At 71.9% G+C, this 19,466-nt stretch carries 25 protein-coding genes and 1 tRNA gene; 14 read left to right on the top strand and 12 right to left on the bottom strand.

Annotated features, from left to right (window positions below; all coding sequences use genetic code 11):
- Positions 1–172: 172 nt before the first annotated feature.
- Positions 173–1,210 (top strand): Yip1 family protein, encoded by a 1,038-nt coding sequence (locus AQJ30_RS35955; protein WP_079084542.1) that lies wholly within the window; start codon positions 173–175, stop codon positions 1,208–1,210.
- Positions 1,211–1,297: 87 nt separating this feature from the next.
- Here the strand turns inward: AQJ30_RS35955 and AQJ30_RS35950 are convergent, their stop codons facing one another.
- From AQJ30_RS35950 to AQJ30_RS35935, 4 genes are read right to left on the bottom strand one after another with little or no spacing between them, the layout of a single operon-like run.
- A complete protein-coding gene (locus tag AQJ30_RS35950) occupies positions 1,298–1,804 on the bottom strand; it encodes a GNAT family N-acetyltransferase (RefSeq protein ID WP_067242291.1) in 507 nt (168 codons plus the stop codon).
- Entirely contained in the window at positions 1,801–2,220 is a 420-nt protein-coding gene (locus tag AQJ30_RS35945; RefSeq protein ID WP_067242289.1) for an arsenate reductase ArsC, read from the bottom strand. Before AQJ30_RS35945 ends, AQJ30_RS35950 begins: the two co-directional genes overlap by 4 nt.
- Positions 2,213–3,283 (bottom strand): ACR3 family arsenite efflux transporter, encoded by a 1,071-nt coding sequence (gene arsB / locus AQJ30_RS35940; protein WP_107119793.1) that lies wholly within the window; start codon positions 3,281–3,283, stop codon positions 2,213–2,215. The genes AQJ30_RS35945 and arsB overlap by 8 nt, the downstream gene beginning before the upstream one ends.
- Positions 3,284–3,306: 23 nt before the next feature.
- The gene (locus AQJ30_RS35935; protein ID WP_067242284.1) at positions 3,307–3,714 is read right to left on the bottom strand and encodes an ArsR/SmtB family transcription factor; all 408 of its coding nucleotides are present in this window, start codon (positions 3,712–3,714) and stop codon (positions 3,307–3,309) included.
- A gap of 78 nt (positions 3,715–3,792) precedes the next feature.
- Here AQJ30_RS35935 and AQJ30_RS35930 point away from each other — a divergent pair, with 78 nt between their 5' ends.
- On the top strand, positions 3,793–4,272 hold the full coding sequence (locus AQJ30_RS35930) for an ArsI/CadI family heavy metal resistance metalloenzyme (protein WP_067242281.1): 480 nt from the start codon (positions 3,793–3,795) through the stop codon (positions 4,270–4,272).
- 17 nt (positions 4,273–4,289) lie between these two features.
- Here AQJ30_RS35930 and AQJ30_RS35925 read toward each other — a convergent pair whose 3' ends face one another.
- Complete coding sequence (locus AQJ30_RS35925) at positions 4,290–4,799, bottom strand: phosphoribosyltransferase (RefSeq protein ID WP_067242278.1); 510 nt, start codon at positions 4,797–4,799, stop codon at positions 4,290–4,292.
- A 7-nt stretch (positions 4,800–4,806) separates the two neighbouring features.
- Positions 4,807–5,382, bottom strand: coding sequence for a dCTP deaminase (gene dcd, locus AQJ30_RS35920; RefSeq protein ID WP_067242275.1), 576 nt, complete (start codon positions 5,380–5,382; stop codon positions 4,807–4,809).
- A gap of 567 nt (positions 5,383–5,949) precedes the next feature.
- Between dcd and AQJ30_RS35915 the strand changes: the two genes are divergently transcribed.
- A tRNA-Gly gene (locus AQJ30_RS35915) sits at positions 5,950–6,023 on the top strand.
- 363 nt (positions 6,024–6,386) lie between these two features.
- On the opposite strand, the gene AQJ30_RS35910 is transcribed toward AQJ30_RS35915, so the two are convergent.
- The 3 genes from AQJ30_RS35910 to AQJ30_RS35900 all read right to left on the bottom strand — a co-directional run bounded on the left by AQJ30_RS35910 (position 6,387) and on the right by AQJ30_RS35900 (position 8,298).
- Positions 6,387–6,815 carry a DUF5994 family protein gene (locus tag AQJ30_RS35910; RefSeq protein ID WP_067242272.1) on the bottom strand — a complete coding sequence of 143 codons (429 nt, stop codon included), beginning with the start codon at positions 6,813–6,815 and terminating at the stop codon, positions 6,387–6,389.
- Positions 6,812–7,204 carry a hypothetical protein gene (locus AQJ30_RS35905; protein ID WP_067242269.1) on the bottom strand — a complete coding sequence of 131 codons (393 nt, stop codon included), beginning with the start codon at positions 7,202–7,204 and terminating at the stop codon, positions 6,812–6,814. Before AQJ30_RS35905 ends, AQJ30_RS35910 begins: the two co-directional genes overlap by 4 nt.
- A 239-nt stretch (positions 7,205–7,443) precedes the next feature.
- A complete protein-coding gene (locus AQJ30_RS35900; protein ID WP_067242266.1) occupies positions 7,444–8,298 on the bottom strand; it encodes a hypothetical protein in 855 nt (284 codons plus the stop codon).
- A gap of 359 nt (positions 8,299–8,657) precedes the next feature.
- On the opposite strand from AQJ30_RS35900, the gene AQJ30_RS35895 reads away from it, so the two are divergent.
- The 4 genes from AQJ30_RS35895 to AQJ30_RS35880 all read left to right on the top strand — a co-directional run bounded on the left by AQJ30_RS35895 (position 8,658) and on the right by AQJ30_RS35880 (position 10,539).
- Positions 8,658–8,861, top strand: a complete 204-nt coding sequence (locus AQJ30_RS35895) for a cold-shock protein (protein WP_067242263.1) — start codon at positions 8,658–8,660, stop codon at positions 8,859–8,861.
- A gap of 206 nt (positions 8,862–9,067) precedes the next feature.
- Positions 9,068–9,280: a hypothetical protein gene (locus tag AQJ30_RS35890; RefSeq protein ID WP_067242260.1), complete on the top strand. Its 213-nt coding sequence runs from the start codon at positions 9,068–9,070 to the stop codon at positions 9,278–9,280.
- A 60-nt stretch (positions 9,281–9,340) separates the two neighbouring features.
- On the top strand, positions 9,341–9,673 hold the full coding sequence (locus tag AQJ30_RS35885) for an SCO5918 family protein (protein ID WP_067242257.1): 333 nt from the start codon (positions 9,341–9,343) through the stop codon (positions 9,671–9,673).
- 500 nt (positions 9,674–10,173) lie between these two features.
- Positions 10,174–10,539 (top strand): MerR family transcriptional regulator, encoded by a 366-nt coding sequence (locus tag AQJ30_RS35880; protein ID WP_067242255.1) that lies wholly within the window; start codon positions 10,174–10,176, stop codon positions 10,537–10,539.
- 71 nt (positions 10,540–10,610) lie between these two features.
- Here AQJ30_RS35880 and AQJ30_RS39910 read toward each other — a convergent pair whose 3' ends face one another.
- Positions 10,611–11,417, bottom strand: coding sequence for a DUF4232 domain-containing protein (locus AQJ30_RS39910; protein WP_067242252.1), 807 nt, complete (start codon positions 11,415–11,417; stop codon positions 10,611–10,613).
- 188 nt (positions 11,418–11,605) lie between these two features.
- On the opposite strand from AQJ30_RS39910, the gene AQJ30_RS35870 reads away from it, so the two are divergent.
- From AQJ30_RS35870 to AQJ30_RS35855, 4 genes are all read left to right on the top strand, one after another.
- Positions 11,606–12,991: a helix-turn-helix domain-containing protein gene (locus AQJ30_RS35870; RefSeq protein WP_067242249.1), complete on the top strand. Its 1,386-nt coding sequence runs from the start codon at positions 11,606–11,608 to the stop codon at positions 12,989–12,991.
- Between the two features lie 70 nt (positions 12,992–13,061).
- Positions 13,062–13,637: a hypothetical protein gene (locus AQJ30_RS38610; protein WP_067242246.1), complete on the top strand. Its 576-nt coding sequence runs from the start codon at positions 13,062–13,064 to the stop codon at positions 13,635–13,637.
- A gap of 144 nt (positions 13,638–13,781) precedes the next feature.
- The gene (locus AQJ30_RS35860) at positions 13,782–14,555 is read left to right on the top strand and encodes a polysaccharide deacetylase family protein (protein ID WP_067242243.1); all 774 of its coding nucleotides are present in this window, start codon (positions 13,782–13,784) and stop codon (positions 14,553–14,555) included.
- Between the two features lie 107 nt (positions 14,556–14,662).
- A complete protein-coding gene (locus tag AQJ30_RS35855) occupies positions 14,663–15,118 on the top strand; it encodes a tellurite resistance TerB family protein (protein ID WP_067242240.1) in 456 nt (151 codons plus the stop codon).
- Positions 15,119–15,187: 69 nt separating this feature from the next.
- Here AQJ30_RS35855 and AQJ30_RS35850 read toward each other — a convergent pair whose 3' ends face one another.
- Together AQJ30_RS35850 and AQJ30_RS35845 are read right to left on the bottom strand one after the other, a co-directional pair.
- Entirely contained in the window at positions 15,188–16,120 is a 933-nt protein-coding gene (locus AQJ30_RS35850) for a M56 family metallopeptidase (protein WP_067242239.1), read from the bottom strand.
- A 6-nt stretch (positions 16,121–16,126) separates the two neighbouring features.
- The gene (locus AQJ30_RS35845; RefSeq protein WP_067242236.1) at positions 16,127–16,567 is read right to left on the bottom strand and encodes a BlaI/MecI/CopY family transcriptional regulator; all 441 of its coding nucleotides are present in this window, start codon (positions 16,565–16,567) and stop codon (positions 16,127–16,129) included.
- Between the two features lie 563 nt (positions 16,568–17,130).
- On the opposite strand from AQJ30_RS35845, the gene AQJ30_RS35840 reads away from it, so the two are divergent.
- The 3 genes from AQJ30_RS35840 to AQJ30_RS35830 all read left to right on the top strand — a co-directional run bounded on the left by AQJ30_RS35840 (position 17,131) and on the right by AQJ30_RS35830 (position 19,404).
- Positions 17,131–17,334 (top strand): cold-shock protein, encoded by a 204-nt coding sequence (locus tag AQJ30_RS35840; protein WP_030379203.1) that lies wholly within the window; start codon positions 17,131–17,133, stop codon positions 17,332–17,334.
- A gap of 194 nt (positions 17,335–17,528) precedes the next feature.
- Entirely contained in the window at positions 17,529–19,034 is a 1,506-nt protein-coding gene (locus tag AQJ30_RS35835) for a DEAD/DEAH box helicase (protein WP_067242234.1), read from the top strand.
- 79 nt (positions 19,035–19,113) lie between these two features.
- Positions 19,114–19,404, top strand: coding sequence for an SCO5918 family protein (locus AQJ30_RS35830; RefSeq protein WP_067242232.1), 291 nt, complete (start codon positions 19,114–19,116; stop codon positions 19,402–19,404).
- Positions 19,405–19,466 lie beyond the last annotated feature (62 nt).

The raw sequence follows: 19,466 nt of genomic DNA, 5'->3' as shown, positions 1-19,466 counted from the left end.
CCCCGGCCGGCCCGGAGGACGCCCCGGAGCCGGAGACGGCGCCGGAACCGGAGCCGGTGAAGTAACCGACGGCACCGGCCGACCAGCCGCCGACCGCCCCCGCGCCCTGCTGAAGGGTGCGGGGGCGGTCGTGTCGTGAGGGGCGAGGACGTTCCGGGGATTCCCTTAGGGGATGTCACAGGTCGGCCGCAAAGGCCCCCGGGCGGCCGGGGGCCGGACCCGTCCGTCGCCGGGAACGGGTACGTTCGATGACGTGGCTGGATTCAGGATCGGACGCGGCGGCCGGGACGGCCGGACCCCGCAAACGCGACCGCAACACCCTCCGTACGGACAGCAGGCGCCCCAGGGACCGTCGTACGGCTACCCGCCCGCGCCACCGCAGTACCGCGGGGGCGACGGACAGCCGCCGTACAACGGCGGTGGTCACGGGGGCGGCTACGGCGGCGGCTACGGCGGTCAGGGCGGCCGGGGCGGCGAGGAGCCGGAGTACTTCGGCGGCGACGCGTACCCGCCGCACGCCCCGCACGACCCGTACGCGGCCAACAACCCGGGCCACACCCAGGCGTTCTCGATCGACGAGCAGGCGGCGCCGTACGGGCCGGGCGGGCAGGACTACACGCGCGGCGAGACGTACTACGCGGGTTCGGCGGCCCCCTCGGGCCCGATCGGACCACGGCTGCACTGGAAGGACCTGCTGCGGGGCATCGTGCTGTCGCCCGCGCCGACCTTCCTGCGGATGCGGGACTACGCGATGTGGGGCCCGGCCCTGATCGTGACGTTCCTGTACGGCCTGCTGGCGGTGTTCGGCTTCGACGGGGCCCGCGAGGACGCGATCAACGCGACGCTGTCCAACGCCGTCCCGATCGTGCTCACCACGGCCGTGGCGATGGTGCTCAGCGCCTTCGTGCTCGGCGTGGTCACCCACACGTTGGCCCGTCAGCTGGGCGGCGACGGGGCGTGGCAGCCCACGGTCGGCCTGTCCATGCTGATCATGTCCCTCACGGACGCGCCCCGCCTGGTCGTGGCGATGTTCCTCGGCGGCGACGCGACGTTCGTGCAGCTGCTGGGCTGGGCGACGTGGGTCGCGGCGGGCGCCCTCCTGACGATGATGGTCAGTCGCTCCCACGACCTGCCGTGGCCGAAGGCCCTGGGAGCGGCGTCGATCCAACTGGTCGCCCTGCTGTCGATAGTGAAGCTGGGGACGTTCTGACGGTGGGTCGGGCGGGGGGCACGGCCCTGCCGGGCCCACCCCGTCCCTCGGCGCGGGCGTCGAGCGTCGGTCCGGTCGAGTGTCGGTCTACACGACGACAGGGCTGCGGCGTTCGACCAGGGTGACGTCGCGCCAGACGCCGTGGTGCCGGCCGATGCGTTCGCGGGTGCCGATGACGCGGAAAGCGGCCCGCTCGTGCAGCGCGAGGCTGGCGGTGTTCTCGGGGAAGATGCCGGACTGGATCGTCCAGATGCCGGCCGCCTCGGTCGACGCGATCAGCGCCCGCAGGAGCGCTGAGCCGACCCTCCGTCCGCGTGCCGCGGGGTGGACGTACACGGAGTGTTCGACGACGCCGGCGTACGCGCACCGGTCGGAGACCGGCACGGCGGCGACCCAGCCGAGTACCCGGCCCGTGTCGTCGACGGCGACGTGCCGGTGGTGCGGAAGCTTGGCGGCGTCGAACTCCGGCCAGGTCGGAGCGGTGGTCTCGAAGGTGGCGTTGCCTTCGTCGATGCCGAGTTGGTAGATCGTCAGGACCTGCTGGGCGTGCTCGGCACCCAGCGGGACGACGCGGTACGCACCGGCCGTACTCATGGCCGGGCCACCGGTGCGATGTCGTCGACCAGGCCGCGGACGCGCTTCTCGATCTCGTCGCGGATCGGGCGTACCGCTTCCACGCCCTGCCCGGCCGGGTCGGGCAGCTCCCAGTCGAGGTAGCGCTTCCCGGGGTACACGGGGCAGGTGTCACCGCAGCCCATCGTGATGACGACGTCGGACGCCTGGACCGCTTCCACCGTGAGCACCTTGGGAACCTCGGCGGCGATGTCGACGCCCACCTCCGCCATGGCGTCCACGACGGCCGGGTTGACGGCGTCGGCGGGAGCGGAGCCCGCGGAACGGACCCGGACGCGGTCGCCCGCGAGGTGGGTGAGGAAGGCGGCGGCCATCTGCGAGCGTCCGGCGTTGTGGACGCACACGAAGAGCACGGACGGCGTGGCGGTGTCAGACATGGGCGGGGTCCTCTTGGGGCGCGGGGACGACGGGGGCGGTGAAGTAGCGGCGGGCGTACAGGGCGACGTACACCAGGCCGATCAGGACGGGAACTTCGATGAGGGGGCCGACGACGCCGGCGAGGGCCTGGCCCGAGGTGGCCCCGAAGGTGGCGATGGCGACGGCGATGGCCAGCTCGAAGTTGTTGCCCGCGGCGGTGAACGCCAGCGTCGTGGCCCGCGAGTGGTCGAGACCGACCACGCGGCCCAGAGCCATGGACCCGGCCCACATGACGGCGAAGTAGACCAGCAGCGGCAGGGCGATCCGGGCGACGTCGAGGGGCTGTGAGGTGATGGCGTCGCCTTGCAGGGCGAAGAGGACGACGATCGTGAAGAGCAGCCCGTACAGGGCGAAGGGGCCGATGCGCGGGATGAGCGTGGTCTCGTACCAGGCGCGGCCCTTGGTCCTCTCGCCGACGAGGCGGGTGAGGTAGCCGGCCGCGAGGGGGATGCCGAGGAAGACGAGCACGCTGCGGGCGATCTCCCACACGGACACGTCCAGGCCGGTCTGTTGCAGGCCGAGCCGGCCGGGCAGGGCGGAGAGGTAGAACCATCCCAGTGCCGAGAAGGCGATGACCTGGAAGACGGAGTTCAGGGCGACCAGGACGGCGGCGGCTTCGCGGTGGCCGCAGGCGAGGTCGTTCCAGATGATGACCATGGCGATGCAGCGGGCCAGGCCGACGATGATCAGGCCGGTGCGGTAGGCGGGCAGGTCCGGCAGGAACAGCCACGCCAGCGCGAACATGAGCGCCGGTCCGACCACCCAGTTCAGCAGCAGCGACGGCACCAGCAGGCGGCGGTCGCGGGTGACGGTGTCGAGGCGGTCGTACCGCACCTTGGCCAGCACCGGGTACATCATCACCAGCAGGCCCAGGGCGATCGGCAGGGACACCCCCGTCACGGTCACCTCGGCCAGCGCGTCACCCAGGCCGGGCACCAGGCGGCCCAGACCGAGGCCCACGGCCATGGCCGCGAGGATCCAGACGGCCAGGTAGCGGTCGACGAAGGACAGGCGTCCGGCCACGTTCCCCTCGGGTACGGCAGCGCTCACGAGGCGGCCCCGGCCGACGCGGTGCGCTCGGGCAACGGCTCACCCGCCGGACGGGTCAGGATTCCGGCGAGACGGTCGGTCGTCTCCGGAACGAGCCAGTAGTAGACCCAGGTACCGCGCCGCTCGCAGTCGATCAGGCCCGCCTGCCGCAGCAGCTTCAGGTGGTGCGAGATCGTCGGCTGGGACAGCTCGAAGGCCGGGGTCAGGTCACAGACGCACACTTCCCCGCCCGACCGGGAGGCGATCATCGACAGCAGGCGCAGCCGCACGGGATCGCCCAGGGCCTTGAACACCTTGGCCAGGTCGGCGGCTTGTTCCTCGTCCAGGGGGGTGGTCAGCAGCCCGGGGCAGCACGCCCCGGCGTCACCACTCCGACCCAGAACCGCCAGCTCTTGTTTCGACATGCCTCTATGTTGACATCCTTCGATCCAGCCCGCAATCTTGCATCGACAGACATCAATGCAACCGGATGGGAGTCCGTCATGGCCCGTGCCCAGCTCGCCCTGCGCGTCAGCGACCTGGAAGCGTCGATCACCTTCTACGCGAAGCTGTTCGGCACCGAACCGGCCAAGCGGCGCGAGGGCTACGCCAACTTCGCCCTCACCGAGCCCCCGCTCAAGCTCGTGCTCATCGAGGGCGCGCCCGGCGAGGAGACCCGCCTGGACCACCTCGGCGTCGAGGTCGAGTCGACCGACCAGGTCCACGCCGCCACCGCTCGCCTCAAGGACGCCGGCCTGGCCACCTTCGAGGAGAACGACACGTCCTGCTGCTACGCGCTCCAGGACAAGGTGTGGGTCCACGGCCCCGGCAAGGAGCCCTGGGAGGTCTACGTCGTGAAGGCCGACGCGGACACCCTCGGCGCGAGCGCCACCCCCGACACCACGACCGGTGACGGATGCTGCACCAGCCGGACCACCCCGGAGGAAGCCCCGGCAGCAGCGGGGTGCGCCTGCGGCCAGTGATCAGTACGGCACCCGACTCAGAGCGCTTCCTTGTTCTCCTTCGGCGCCTCTCCGGACTTGTGCACCGGAGGCAGAACGCTCCACGGGAAGTTGATCCAGTCGTCCGTGCGCTTCCAGACGTACTCGCACTTCACCAGGGAGTGCGGCTTCTCGTAGATGACGGCGCTGCGCACCTCCGCGACCGTCTCCAGGCAGAAGTCGCGCACCAGCTTGAGCGTCTTGCCGGTGTCGGCGACGTCGTCGGTGATCAGGACCTTCTTGTCGGAGAAGTCGATCAGGTTCGGGACCGGGGCGAGCATGACGGGCATCTCGAGGGTGGTCCCGACGCCGGTGTAGAACTCGACGTTGACCAGGTGCAGGTTCTTGCAGTCGAGGGCGTAGGCGAGGCCGCCGGCGACGAAGACGCCGCCGCGGGCGATGCTGAGCACGATGTCGGGCTCGTACCCGTCGTCGGCGATGGTCTGGGCGAGCTCGCGGACGGCGGTGCCGAAGCGCTCGTAGGTCAGGTTCTCCCGCACGTCGCTCATACGGCCCTCACACCTGCGTCCGATGGAAGTTGAGGTAGGAGCGGGAGGCGGTGGGCCCGCGCTGCCCCTGGTACCGGGACCCGTACCGCTCGCTGCCGTACGGGTGCTCGGCCGGCGAGCTCAGCCGGAACATGCACAGCTGGCCGATCTTCATCCCCGGCCACAGCTTGATGGGGAGCGTGGCGAGGTTGGACAGCTCCAGGGTCACGTGGCCGCTGAAGCCGGGGTCGATGAACCCGGCGGTGGAGTGGGTCACGAGCCCGAGCCGGCCGAGCGAGCTCTTGCCCTCCAGGCGGGAGGCGAGGTCGTCGGGCAGGGTGATGACCTCGTAGGTGGAGGCCAGGACGAACTCGCCGGGGTGCAGGATGAACGGCTCGTCGCCCTCCGGCTCGACGAGCCGGGTCAGGTCCGCCTGCTCGACCGAGGGGTCGATGTGCGGGTACCGGTGGTTCTCGAACACGCGGAAATACCGGTCGAGGCGCACGTCGACGCTGCTCGGCTGCACCATGGATTCGTCGTAAGGATCGATCCGCACGCGCCCGGCGTCGATCTCGGCCCGGATGTCCTTGTCTGAGAGAAGCACGCCCCGAGGATACGCAAGGCGCGCGGACTCGCCCCAACCGGACGAGCCGCGCGCCGTGCGTGCGTACCGCCTGGCGGTACGGCTGCTGGTGTTGCCGCTCCCTCTACTGCTTCCGTTACTGCTTCTGCAGGGCGACCGATACCGGTACGACGCTGCGGAGCCGGGCGCAGCGGGGGCACCGGACGAGGCGTCCGGGACCGAGCCGCTCGGCCTTCTGCATCGGGAACGAAGCGGTGTTGAACACGTGCCCATCGGCACAGCGGACGACGGTGCTTTCCATCAAGTCCTAGAGTCCCTTCCCCAAGAGCCGCGTCACGTCTGGCTGGGATGCCGTGACGACGAAAGCCACATTACGGGACGGACCGGACGCCCCTCCAGGCGGCACTCCGACCCCGGGAAGACCCTCTCCAACCCCTCCACGGTACGCCCCAACTCGGGCCCACCGCAGGCGGATACCACCGCTGCGGCCCCGCAAACGCACTCGGGCCCCACGGCTTTCAGCGCCGGGGGCCCGGGGTTTGGTACAGTGACCACGCAGTTCGACACCGACTCCGGTCGGCGTCTTGCGCGGGTGTAGTTTAATGGTAGAACATCAGCTTCCCAAGCTGAGAGCGCGAGTTCGATTCTCGTCACCCGCTCCACTTCGAACCCCCAGGCCGTCAAGCCGGGGGTTTCTTGTTGTCCACGTCCGTCGGTCGACGCAGGCCCGCGGTCAGGCTTCCCACCATGACCTTGGACACCGCTCAGCTCCGACCGCCCACGGCACCGTTCCGGCCTCGTGCCGCACGCCTGGTCCTCGGACCCACCCATCGTCTCGGCCGTCCGGACGGCATCTTGGGGCCACGGACCCGCGACCTGGCACGGAGCTCGGTGAACTCGCCGACGTGATCGATCCGCTGTGGGGCCGACTCACCTCACCCACGTGGCCCTCGATCCCCGCCCGTGGCTGCTCGGCCCGGGGGGTGCGATCATCGTCAATGATCACGAGGTGGCGGTCTGCCCTCTCATCCACCCGAGCGAGTCGGGGGGAACGTGAGCGGAGCCTCTGCCGCGGCCGTCTCCATGAGACGTTCGGCTTCCTCCGCCGTGGCGGCGGGCGGCACGACGACCAGGTCCCAGCGGCCCCTTCCGGGAGTGACCAGGCAGACGGTGTCCTCGGCTCGCGACGCCTCCGCCCGGCGCAGGTGCACCTGCTGACCCCCGACGGGCGCACCGTCGTCGGACAGCGACCACATGGCCCCGTTCACGAGAACGCTGGTGACGTTTCCCCAGCCGGGCGGCAGCGCGGCGAGCAGAGCGGGAAGTTCGGCGGTCAGGTCGTACGATCGCGGCCACCAGGCCCCGTCGATGCGCCGTACGGCGTCGCCATGGCCGGGCCGCGTACCCAGTCGCAGCCGCACCGCGGGCGGAACGAGCGGGGGCGGGGTGGTCATGAAGACTCCTGGGACGCGGGGGGCCGGGGGCTCGTCACGGCCGGGGATCCGGCGGACGCCGGCGGGGCGGGCGGCGCGGCGGCCGCGGTCTCTCCCGGATGGGTCCGGTCGGTCCGCGGTCTGCTGGCCTCCAGCCAGGAGCGGAGTGGATCGGCGGCCGTCCCGGCGTCGAGGGTGAGGTGCAGACGCGTCCCCGCGCCCGACGGGAACGCCGGGTAGCTGCGCTGCTCGCCCCCCGCGAACAGCAGCCGGAGGGCGTCGGCGACCTGCCGGGCCGCTTCGGGGTCGAGGGAGACGATGCGGACCTCGACCCTGCCTCCGGCAGGCGGATCGTCGAGGTCTCCCGGAGTCGGGGACGAGTGCGGTGGGGATTCGGATGCGGCGCTCATCGGGCGGAACCTGTCCCGGGCGGCGGCGGACGCGGCCCGTGTTGTCGCGCGGCCCCAGCCTGCTGCTGCCGCACGCCGAGGACGAGACCAGCCCGGTCACCGGAGTACGAAGGGCCCTCGACCCTCCCCACCGTACTCCTGCCCCCGCACGCTCCGGCCGGCCCGACGGGCAGCGGCCCCCGGCCCGGTCAGGACGACGGGTCAGGGGCTGCTGCCGGTTGCGTGCGCCTGCTGCCGGCTCAGGCGCCCAGGTACACCGGCGCCTTCAGGGGCTTGCCGTACACGTACGCGCTGAGGGTGCCGTCAGTGCCCAGGGCGATCAGGGTGACGTCGTCCTGCTGGACGGAGGGGCGGCCGTTGGCGTACGTGACGGGGAAGGTGCCGTGGCCGGTGGTGAGCCGGGCGCCGTAGACGCCCGCGCTCTTGACGAGCTTCACGACGGCGCCGTTGGCCAGCCGGTAGCGGCCGGTGCGCGGGTTGGCGGCGGTCTTGGCTCCGGTCCAGGTGACGGTCGTGCCGTCCGGGTTCAGGACCAGCGTGCGGCTGCCGAACAGGGCGGCCCCCGATCGGCCGTGCGCGTCGATGAACCGCACCAGCTTGCCGCTCTGGAACACCCGGGCCTGGTAGTGGCCGGCCGAGACCTTGAAGACCTGCGCCGTCGTACGGGAGTCGAGGCGCTGGGTGCTCACCGGGGTGCCGCGCTGCGTGCAGTCGGCGGTCAGCGCCGGGAAGGCGGTGGTCTTCCACGGGGTGGACCCGCCCTGGCTGCGCTGGCCGAACACCGGCTTGGCGCTGAGCACCCCCGTGATCCGCAGGCCGACCGCCGGGTCGACGGTCCTGCTCTGGTCCACGGTCGAGACGACGCGGCCCTTCTCGTCGAGCAGCTTGGCCGACGCACCGCTGTCGGCGCGGTTGACCAGCTTCACCTTCCAGCCGCCGAAGACGGAGGGGATGGTCTTGGTGGCGACGCAGGAGCTGCTCGCGGAGGTCGCGGTCGTGGTGGCGGCGCCGGCCGCGGTGGCTGTCGCGACAGAAGCGGTGACGGTGCCCACGAGGGCGACGGCGGCGAGGGTGGTACGGAGTGCGATGCGCATGACGGCTCCTGCGGGTTCAGCTTCTGACGCGCCGGTCTCCCTGACCAGCAGGAACACGTTACGGATCAGCCGTCCCGGAACCGTCGGTGCCATGTCACGAGCGCGTGACGGCCGGAAGGCCCCGTGTACGGGCACATATCTGTTGTCGTGACGTGAGAAATTCGCTCCGGGGATCGTGATTATTACTGGGGCGGCAACTGGGAAAGAATTACGCAGCGTGCACCTTCCGGGGCGACGTGCTACTGTCGGTGTCAGTTGCAGGTGTGGTTGCCAGAAGGTTTTTCCGACGGTCGATCATCACGGCGACACGGAATGCGCACAGGGTGCATTCCTGAAACCGTCTCCGAAGGAGAAACAACATGGCTACTGGCACCGTGAAGTGGTTCAACGCCGAAAAGGGCTTCGGCTTCATCGAGCAGGACGGCGGCGGCGCCGACGTCTTCGCCCACTACTCGAACATCGCCTCCTCGGGCTTCCGCGAGCTGCTCGAAGGCCAGAAGGTGTCGTTCGACATCGCGCAGGGCCAGAAGGGTCTCACCGCGGAGAACATCGTTCCCGCCTGATCCGCCCGCGCTCACGCGTACTTGCGAGCCGGGCCCGCACCTTGGGGTGCGGGCCCGGCTCGTTGTGTTGCGCCCGGGCGCGCTTTTGACCGGCCCCTCGATCGCGCTGCTCATGCCGCATTTCCCCATTACCGCCTTGGCCCCGGTTGCCGCCCGGTGCATTGCCGTATTCCTGCCATTCCCGCTTTCGCTCCGAAGGAGATCCGATGAGGGTTAATGACGACATGACCGTCGAGGTCGCCCTGGCCGTCATGGCGGGGGCGCGGGTCGAGTACCTGACCGTGTGCGACGGGGACGAGGAAAGCACGGGATCCGTCTCCCTGGTCCGGCTCGCCGGACTGCGGGACAGTGCCGCGTACACGGACCGCGTCCAGCTGCGCGATCTCCTGGACGGCGGAGTCCTCGCCTCCTCACACTGACGACGCCACCGCGCCGCCCCGAGTTCTCCCCTCCCGCGACTTCCCCCCCTGTGAGGAACCATGCGCTGCGTCATCGCCCGGTACCCCTTCGAACTGACCCGGACCGGAGTGCTCGCCTCCATGAAGGGGGTCAGGCCCGAACTCATCACCACCGAGTCCGTGACGGTCGGCCGGCGTCGCTACCCCGTCATGCAGGTGGGTCAGGTCCTCACCCGGCAGGACCGGCGCGACTTCACGGCCGGCGAGGTCCTGCGGGCCATGACGCGGCTCGGCTTCACCTGTCACGAGCGGCCCGGCGGCGCGGGCCCGGGGGAATCGGATGCCCCGGGCGCGGCCGGTCCGCTCACCGCGGCGTCCCTGCTGCTCGGCGGTGCCGGGCCCATGGCCGCATGACACCGGGCGGGTGACCGCCTTCACACAACCCAGTGGGGCCCTGCCGACACGTGTCGGTGGGGCCCCGCTGTCGTGTCGGCGGAGGATCCGGTTCCCCCTCTGCCGAGCGAGTGAAATCTGTCCTTGCCGATGTAGGTTTTCGCGCGCTCGCGGGGTATGCTTCTTCTCGTAGACAACGGTCGAACGCGAACCGCCAGACATGAACTGGCGGATGACTGAAGACGAAGTACGAGGTCAGCAGTCCGTTCGGAAGAAATGGAGGAGCAGACGCCATCAGGATCGCCCGGTCCGAGAGCGTTCGGCCCGGGTACCGCAAGACCCCGGAATGGATGGTGGTCCCCGGTCAAGCAGCTGCGATCCCCCGCTCCGCCCTGCCGGGCCGGGTAGCGGAAACAGAAGGTCGGCACCGCACTAGGGCCGACAGATGGTGTTGAATTTCCTTCGGGGCCTTGGTGCCGTACGGCACCAAGGCCCCTCGACGCGTTGCACAGCGAGGTGACATGACATCGGACAACCCTCTGAATGATCGTCTGGACGACGACGACTATCCGGCGTACACGATGGGCCGGGCAGCCGAGATGCTCGGCACCACGCCGGCGTTCCTGCGTGCCATCGGCGAGGCCCGTCTGATCACGCCGCTCCGTTCGGAGGGTGGACACCGCCGGTACTCCCGCTACCAGCTGCGGATCGCTGCGCGCGCCCGGGAGCTCGTCGACAAGGGGACTCCGATCGAGGCCGCGTGCCGCATCGTCATCCTGGAGGACCAGCTCGAGGAGGCGCAGCGCATCAACGCCGAGTACCGCCGCGCCGCCAGCGGGTCGCCGGCGGGCGGCTCCGGCTCCCGCTCCGGTGCGAACGCCGGCTGAGGACCACCGGCCGGCCCGTCGAGCCGTAAGCCCGTAGGCCCGTAGGCCCGTAGGCCCGTAGGCCGTGCGGACTACCAGCTGACCGCGTCGTCCATCGACTGCTGCCAGTACGTCACCTTCAGCGAGTCGTCGACGTAGACGCCCTGCGCCGGGAGGGACGGGTGGGCCCCCGTGCCGACGCTGCCGTTGCCCGAGCGGCCCTGGAAGTGGACGGTCAGGGACTTCACCGTGTGGCCGTTCGTGCCGCTGCCGTCGGCGGCGGCCAGATTCACCGAGGCGTAGCCGGACTGGCCCGGCTCCAGCGTGACCACCGCCTGCGGCTGGGAGTCCTCGATGACCGGGGGCACGGCCTGGGCCTCGCCGAAACGGACCGCCGGGTAGCCGTAGAGGAAGCACGTCCGGCTGCCGGTGTTGGTCACGGTGAGCAGCATGTGGTTCACGGGGCGGGTCAGCGGAGCCGCGGTCGTCCTGGTGACCGACCCCTCGCAGGTGACCGGCTTGCCGGACGCACCGGCCCCACTGGAACCGCCGGAAGCCGCGGCCTCACCGGACCCGCCGGACCTACCAGTCCCACCGGACCCACCGGTCCCACCGGTCCCACCGGATGCCTTCGACGACGACGTCTTGCCCGCCGGGCCGTTTCCCCCGGATGCCGAGGTGCCCGTCCCCGAGCCCTGGGTCGTGCCGGCCGCGGACTCGTCCTGTGAGGGCGCGGTCGCGGTGCCGTTCGCGGTCGGGGCGGTTCCGGTCGCCCTGCCCTCGCTCTCGACGCCCGTCCCGTCGTTGCACGCGGTCAGGGAGAGGGTGGCGAGTACGACGGTCGCGGCGGCGCCGACGAGACGGACGCGGGGAGTGCGGGCGGTGCGGAAGCTGGACATGTGGCTGAGCCCCTTCGGAGTTCGGGTTGCCGTGGTGATTGGATGACCGAAGCTTGTGCGGCGTTGCGTCCCACCCGCCACGACCAGCGGGGAGTTCGGGACGCTGGAACGGTGAAACAGGCTCTGAGCTGGGGAAACACCAACGTCCTGGAACGCTGTGCTGGGACACGAGGAGACGGGGGAACGGGGTGCCGGGGGCAACGGGGACCGAGGGGGCGCAGGCGTTCGCGCGGTTGCTGCGCGAACTCAAGGACCGTTCGGGGCTGAGCTACGGGGCGCTCGCCAAGCGGATGCACATGAGTACGTCGACGCTGCACCGCTACTGCAACGGCACCGCGGTGCCCGTCGACTACGCGCCCGTGGAGCGCCTCGCCCGCGTCTGCAAGGCGACGCCGGACGAGCTGGTGGAGCTGCACCGGCGCTGGATCCTGGCGGACGCGGCGCGCGGGAACAAAGGGGAGCGGGAGCAGCCGGGTGCGGCGGCGGCAACCGCGGCGCCCGGGATGGGCCTCCTTCCCGACACCGACATCGACACCGACATCGATGCCGGCACCGGGGCAACGGCGGCCCCCGCTCCCGAGGCCGCGGCCACGACCGGCACCCCCGCCGACGCCGCCCCCCACCCCGACTCCATCGTCTCCGACCTCCCCCGCGACCACCCCCGTCAGCGGCGTATCGCCCTGGTCGCCGCCTGTGTCGCCGGTGTCGTCGCGCTCGGGGCCGCCGTGTTCGTCGTTCCGTCGCTGGTCGGCGGTGGGGACGACGACTCTGGCGGTCGCCAGACGGTGGCCGGTGCGACCGCGTCCGGTCACAGCGGGACGCCGGACGACAGGACGGCCGAGGCCACCCCTTCCCCGTCCCCGAGCGCGTCGCGGCCGGCGCCGTCCCCGTCCGGCTCCCCCACCGCCGCCCGCTCCCGTGCGCCGGAGGACGGCGCCGGGGCCGTCCCGCGCGGCGACGACCGCGACACCGGTGCCGTCCCGCTCACCGTCGGGACCCGGCCGTACGTCTACGACAGCCCGTGCAGCCAGCACTTCCTCGTCGACAGCGAACCCGGGCAGGTGGGTCCGCCGGCGGGTGAGCAGGACGCCGTGCGCTGGGCGGCCGCGTACGGGGCGGTGTCCTCCGGTGAGCAGGAGGTCGCGCTCACCGTGCAGGGCACGGGTGAGGACACCGTCGTCCTGGAGGCGTTGCACGTACGGGTCCTCAGCAAGGGCGCACCGCTCGCCTGGAACGACTACTCGATGGGCGTCGGCTGCGGCGGTGGCGTGGGGACGAAGACGTTCGACGTCGACCTCGACGACGGCAGCCCGACGGTCGGGGTGAAGAACGGTCAGCGTCCCTTCCCCTACAAGGTCAGCGAGTCCGACCCCGAGGTCTTCTACGTCACCGCCCGCACCGACACCCACGACGTGCGCTGGGACCTCACCCTGGACTGGTCCAGCGGGAGCCGCCGGGGGACGGTGCGCATCGACAACTCCGGTACGCCCTTCCGCACGAGCGCCGGGAAGGGCCGGCCGGGCTACGACTACCCGCTGGGCGGCGGGGAGTGGATCAAGCGCGAGGGCGGCTGACCGCAGGGCGTTGTCAGTGCCGTCTGCTCTACTTCCCCCAGGGGTCGAACGGGGGAACCGGGGGAGCGACATGGGTGTGCTGTGCGACTACTTCCACGCGGGCGACGGTGCGTCGGCGGTGGAGCTGGCCATCGGTCCGGGCGGCGACTGGCTGAGCGGGACGTCGCTGGAGGACGCGGGCGCGGACTGGATCGACGCCAAGGGGATCGACCCGGACGTGGTGCTCGCGCAACTGGTCGCCTTCGTGGAAAGCGCCTCCGTGGAAAGCGCCTCCGTGGGAAGCGCCTTCGTGGGAAGCGCCTCCGTGGGAAGCGCCTCCGTGGGAAGCGCCTTCGTGGACGGTGGTCCGGCCGACGGGCCCGAGCTGGTCTGGCCCGACGTGCCGTACCCGGAGGGCGGGTCCGGCGAGCCCGGTTCCCCGTGGGAGACCGGACTGATACTCCAGCAGCTCCCCGACCGTTGGCGGGACGTGCTCGCCGCGCTGCCCGAGGATGCCGTTCCCGCAGTGGCGGCCCGGTGGGGCGGGATCGAGGAGCTGTACTTCGCCGATCCGCGCGACGCCGAGGACGCGGTGGTCACCTTCGTGCGCCTGGCAGGCCGGGCGCGCGCGGCGAGGGCCCACCTGTACTGCCGGTGCTGCGTGTGAGACGGGTCGGCGTCCGTCGAGTTGTTCCCGGAGTTCCCCGGAATTGTCCGTAGTCCGTAACGGGCGGATCCTCCCGGGCCCCGTTGTCGTCCTGCCGGGTGGTCGTTCGAACAGACGGGGCAACTGCGGGAAGGCGGGGCGGGCATGGCGCGGCACGGGGGCAGGCGGGGCTGGTACGGCAAGGTCGTCGGTGCGGCGCTCGGGGTGACGCTGGTCGCCGCCGGGGCCTCGGTGTGGGCGGCGCAGGCCGGTGCCGCGGGGGGCGGTCCGTCGAAGGCGGCCGCGTCCGCCACGCCGGCCGGCCAGGTCAAGGCCGTCGACGTGAGCATCGTGCACGCCTCCGACCGGGGCCCGCGGGGCGTCAACATCACCATCGACGACGGGCCCGACCCGCGCTGGACCCCCCAAGTGCTCGACGTGCTCCGGGAGTACGGCGTGAAGGCCACCTTCTGCATGGTGGGCACGCAGGCGCAGGCCCACCCCGACCTGGTGAAGCGGGTCGTCGCGGAGGGGCACCGGCTGTGCGACCACTCGGTGTCGCACGACACCACCATGGACAAGCAGTCCGAGGCGTACCAGAAGCAGCAGGTCCTCGACGCCGAACGCATGATCACCGAGGCGTCCGGGGGTGTCCGGCCGATGTACTACCGGGCGCCCGGCGGTGCGTTCACGCCGTACAGCCGTACGCTCGCCGCCTCGCGGGGCATGCGCCCGCTGGGCTGGAACGTCGACACCAAGGACTTCGAGCGGCCGGGCACGGACGCCATCGTCGCCACCGTCCAGCGGGAGGTGGCGAACGGGCCGACGCTGCTCTTCCACGACGCGGGCGGCGACCGCTCCCAGACGGTCGAGGCGCTGCGCCGGGTCCTGCCCTGGCTCAAGGACCAGGGGTACGCGTTCGGCTTCCCGGTGCGGTGAGCCGGCGGTGAGGTGCGGGCGCCCGCCGGAGCCAGGAACTTATCCGCCGCGTCGCTAGTTTCTACGGTGCTGTAGATCTGACGACAACGCACACACATGGAGTTCGCATGGCCCTGTGGGACCGCATCAAGGAGTCCGCGTCGACGATGCAGACCCAGCTCGTGGCGAAGAAGAACGACCTGAAGAGCGGCGCCTTCCGCGATGCGAGCATGGCGATGTGCGCCCTGGTCGCGGCCGCCGACGGCACGATCGACCCGGCCGAGCGGCAGCGCGTGGCCCAACTGATCGCCACGAACGAGGTGTTGCAGAACTTCGACGCCGACGACCTGCGCCGCCGCTTCGAGGCGAACCTCGACAAGCTCACCGCCGACTTCGCCTTCGGCAAGGTCAGCGTGTTGCAGGAGGTCGCCAAGGCGAAGAAGAAGCCCGCCGAGGCACGGGCCGTCATCCAGATCGGCATCGTCATCGGCGGCGCCGACGGCGACTTCGACAAGACCGAGCAGGCCGTCGTCCGCGAGGCGTGCTTCACGCTCGACCTGCCGCCGCACGAGTTCGACCTCTGACCGGTCCGGCGGCACCCCTGTTCATGGCCCCCGCCCCGGGGCCGGGACGCCCCTACGGAGGTGTCGCCGTTACAGGGGTGTCGCCGCCCGCAGGACCAGCGCCAGGGTGACGGCGGAGTTCGCGGACGACATGGCCGACACGGCCGTCCCCGCGGCCGCCGTCCAGGCCGCGAGCCCCACGGCCGTGAACGCCGACGGCCAGGCCCGGGTCACCGGGGCCGGGGCGAGGAGCGCGGCGACCCGGCGCGGCACCGGGCCGGGCGCCGCCAGGCCCGCGAGGGTCGGCACCGGCGTGCCCCGGGAGACCAGCGCCGCCCGGCCGATCGCGCGGGCCACGGCCCGGCGGCTGCCGACCGCCTCGGCCGCCGCCTCGTCCGCCCAGCGCTCCGTCGTGTACGCCACCGCGGCCCGCAGGGGGCGCAGGAACGGGTTGGCGCGGGCGGCCAGCCGCACGGTGAGCAGGTACCGGTGGTGGCGGGCCGTCAGGTGCGCCCGCTCATGGGCGAACAGCGCCCGGCGTTCGGCCGGTTGCAGGTGCGTCAGCAGCGCTGTCGTCACGACGACCCGGCCGCGCGGCCCGCCCGGCAGAGCGTACGCGTAGGGCTCGCCGTCGGGCAGCACGGCGACCTCGGTGTCCGGCAGGCCGGCCAGGGCCGCGTGGCCCCGGCGGCGCACCCGCCGGTGGCGCCGGAGGGTGCCCGTGCACGCGGCGAGCACCAGGAGCAGCGCGGGCACGGCCGCCCGGCCGGCCACCTCGTCGTACGGCACCGCCGCGCGGACCTCGGGGTCGGACCAGCCGTCGGGCAGCGGGTTGCCGGGCAGTTGGGCGGTGCCCACCACCATCAGCAGCGCCAGGCACACGGTGCTGCACACCGCCATGACGGCCGCCAGCGCGGTGAGCAGCCGGGTCGCCGTCCGGGGGTGCAGGTGCTGCGCGGCGAGCCGGGCGACCGGCCACGCCGTCAGCGGCAGGACCAGCGGGAGGAAGACGAACACGCCCACGCCGCCTCAGTCCTCCCCCTCGCGGCCCTCGGGGCCCTCGGCCCCCTCAGGCCCCGCGCGCTCCAGCAGTTCCCGCAGCAGGCGTTCGTCGCCGGCGTCGAGGGAGGTGACGAAGCTGGCGAGGACCGCCTCCCGGTCGCTCTCGCGGTCCAGCACCTTGCGCATCCTGTGCGCGGCGAGTCCCGCCCGGTCGGACACCGGCGTCCAGGCGAAGGACCGGCCCGCGCGCTCCCGGGTCACCGCGCCCTTGGCCAGCAGCCGCGTGAGGATGGTGATCACGGTGGTGTAGGCGAGGTCGCCGCCGAGGCGTTCCTGCACCCAGCCCGCCGTCGCCGGGCCGTCGGCCTCCCGCAGGGCCGCCAGGACCAGCCCCTCGAGCTCACCCTGGGCCCGGCGCCGGGGGCGCTGCCGCCGGTCGCGCCGGCCGGGCTCCCGGTCGTCCGTCACCCTCGCTCCCCTCCGCCGCTCCGCGGTCCCCGTGCCGGACCGGTCCCGTGAGTGGTCCAGCGGCCCATCGTAGGCACCCGAACGGCGGAGGCGCCCGGAGTGGCGGGAGCAGCACGGCGGCGAGTACGAGAAGGGGGTGAGCGGGGGAGGAAATCTGCCGCGACGCATGCAGATTGCCGGGTGTGGTGCAGCGCACCGCCCCGCCCCCGGGCCGGCCACCGGTGCCGCATCCGCCGCCAGTTGTGCGGCGCCCGGTCCGGAAAACGGGCCGCCGGGACGGGCCGCCGGGAGGCGAGGGCCCGGAGGGTGACGTCAACCGCGACGAATATCTATGGCCACCGGTACAGATTTGCGGTGGGTGCGGGGATCAGACTATCCGCGCGCGGAGGAAACGCATGGCCGCGTGCCGGTGACCTGTGTTAGCGTGATAACTGTTGCAGTTTTGGTTGCCAGAGATTCAAGTCTTTGCAGTGCTTTCCGGATTCTTCCGGAGGGGTGATCATCGCGGCGACGCGGATTCCGTAAAGTGCGGAGTCCGGTACTGCCCCCCAAGGGAGATTCAAATGGCATCTGGCACCGTGAAGTGGTTCAACTCGGAAAAGGGCTTCGGCTTCATCGAGCAGGACGGTGGCGGCGCTGACGTGTTCGCCCACTACTCGAACATCGCCACGTCCGGCTTCCGTGAGCTTCAGGAAGGCCAGAAGGTTACCTTCGACGTCACGCAGGGCCAGAAGGGCCCGCAGGCCGAGAACATCGTTCCTGCCTGACGCTGACGCGTACCGCGGGCCTTGAGCCCGCGACATCTCATGTGGCTGGGGCCCGCGCTCTCGGGGTGCGGGCCCCCGCTCATTCCCGGATTTTCTTTCGGCTCATTCTTGTGAATCCTCGTGCGGTCGAGCGTCGCGTCACCACGCCCCCGGAGGAATTCCTCGATACGTGCCGCATCGAGGAAGGTTCCCCCATGAACCGCGCCCGCCCCGCGCGTGGCAATCGTTTCCGATCCCAGGACTCGCACCACCGCGGTTCCCGTCCCACCGCCGGCACCGGACGCCCCAACGGGCGCAAGGGCCAGGGCGACCGGGGCCGCGGCTCGGGCCCGGCCCAGCGCCCGCAGGAATTCGCGCTGCCGGAGACCATCACCCCGCCGCTGCCGGCCGTCGAGGCGTTCGCCGAACTCGACATGCCCGCACGGCTGCTCGCGGCGCTGGACGCCGAGGGTGTCGTCGAGCCGTTCCCGATCCAGGCGGCCACCCTGCCGAACGCGCTGGCCGGCCGGGACGTCCTCGGCCGTGGCCGCACCGGCTCCGGCAAGACGCTCGCCTTCGGGCTGCCCGTGCTGGCCCGGCTCGACGGACAGCGGGCCCAGCCCCGCCAGCCGCTCGCGCTGGTCCTCGTGCCCACCCGCGAGCTCGCCCAGCAGGTCACCGACGCGCTCACCCCGTACGCCCGTGCGCTGCGGCTGCGGCTCGCGACCGTGGTGGGCGGCATGTCGATCGGCCGTCAGGCGGGCGCGCTGCGCGCCGGCGCCGAGGTCGTCGTCGCCACGCCCGGCCGCCTCAAGGACCTCATCGAGCGCGGCGACTGCCGGCTCGACCAGGTCGGCACCACCGTGCTCGACGAGGCCGACCAGATGGCCGACATGGGCTTCATGCCTCAGGTGACCGCGCTGCTCGACCAGGTCGCGCCGGGCGGACAGCGGCTGCTGTTCTCGGCCACCCTGGACCGGAACATCGACCTGCTGGTGCGCCGCTATCTGCACGACCCGGTCGTGCACTCGGTGGACTCCTCCGCCGGCAGCGTCACCACCATGGAGCACCACCTGCTCCACGTGCACGACACGGACAAGCACGCCACGGCCACCGAGATCGCCGCCCGCGAGGGCCGCGTGATCATGTTCCTGGACACCAAGCACGCGGTGGACAAGATGGCCAAGCACCTGCTGTCCGTGGGGGTGCGCGCCTCGGCGCTGCACGGCGGCAAGTCCCAGCCGCAGCGCAACCGCACGCTCGCCCAGTTCAAGGACGGCCAGGTCACGGCGCTGGTCGCGACCAACGTCGCCGCCCGTGGCATCCACGTGGAGGGCCTCGACCTGGTCCTGAACGTCGACCCGCCCGGCGACCACAAGGACTACCTGCACCGCGGCGGCCGTACGGCACGCGCCGGCGAGTCGGGCACCGTCGTCACCCTCGTGCTGCCGCACCAGCGGCGCGCGATGGACCGGCTGATGGCCGACGCCGGCATCACGCCCAGCAGCGCCCGGGTGCGGCCCGGCGAGGCGGAACTCGGCCGCATCACCGGCGCACGGACCCCGTCCGGCGTGCCCGTCACCATCACCGTCCCGGCCCCGGCGGCCCCGCCGGCCGGACAGCGGCGCACGGGCACGGGCACCGGGTCGGCGGGCGGGCGCAACCGCGGCCGACGGGGCGCGTCCCGTCCCCGGCGCTCCGCGCCGCGGGACGACCGCTGACCCGCCCCCTGCTCCAGCTCACCCTCGCGGCCCCGGTCCCGGCCGGGGTCCTTCCTTCCCGTACTCCCGTGGAGGCGTCATGCGCTGTGTCATCGCCCGGTTCCCCTTCGACCTGACCAAGAGCGAGGTCGAGCACTCGATGCGGGACGTCACGCCCGAGCCGGCCGTCGGCACGTGCGTGACCGTCGGGAGTCAGGTCTTCCCGGTCAAGCAGGTCGGCGAGATCGTCACCCGGCAGGACCGGCGCGACTTCACCGCCGCCGAGATGCACCGGGCGCTGACCCGGCTCGGGTTCACCTGCCACGAGGCCGTGGTCACCCCGGCCGCCGCGCCGGCCGGTGAGGTGTCCGCCGAGGGCTGGGGCTGGTAGCCCTTCCCACGTGAGGCCCCGGCACCTGGTGGTGCCGGGGCCTCGTCGTGCCACGGCTCACG

This window comes from Streptomyces longwoodensis, assembly GCF_001514125.1.
Classification (GTDB): Bacteria; Actinomycetota; Actinomycetes; order Streptomycetales; family Streptomycetaceae; genus Streptomyces; species Streptomyces longwoodensis.
The sequence above is the reverse complement of the archived record's forward strand: the minus strand, read 5'-3'. Positions and strand labels throughout refer to the sequence as shown.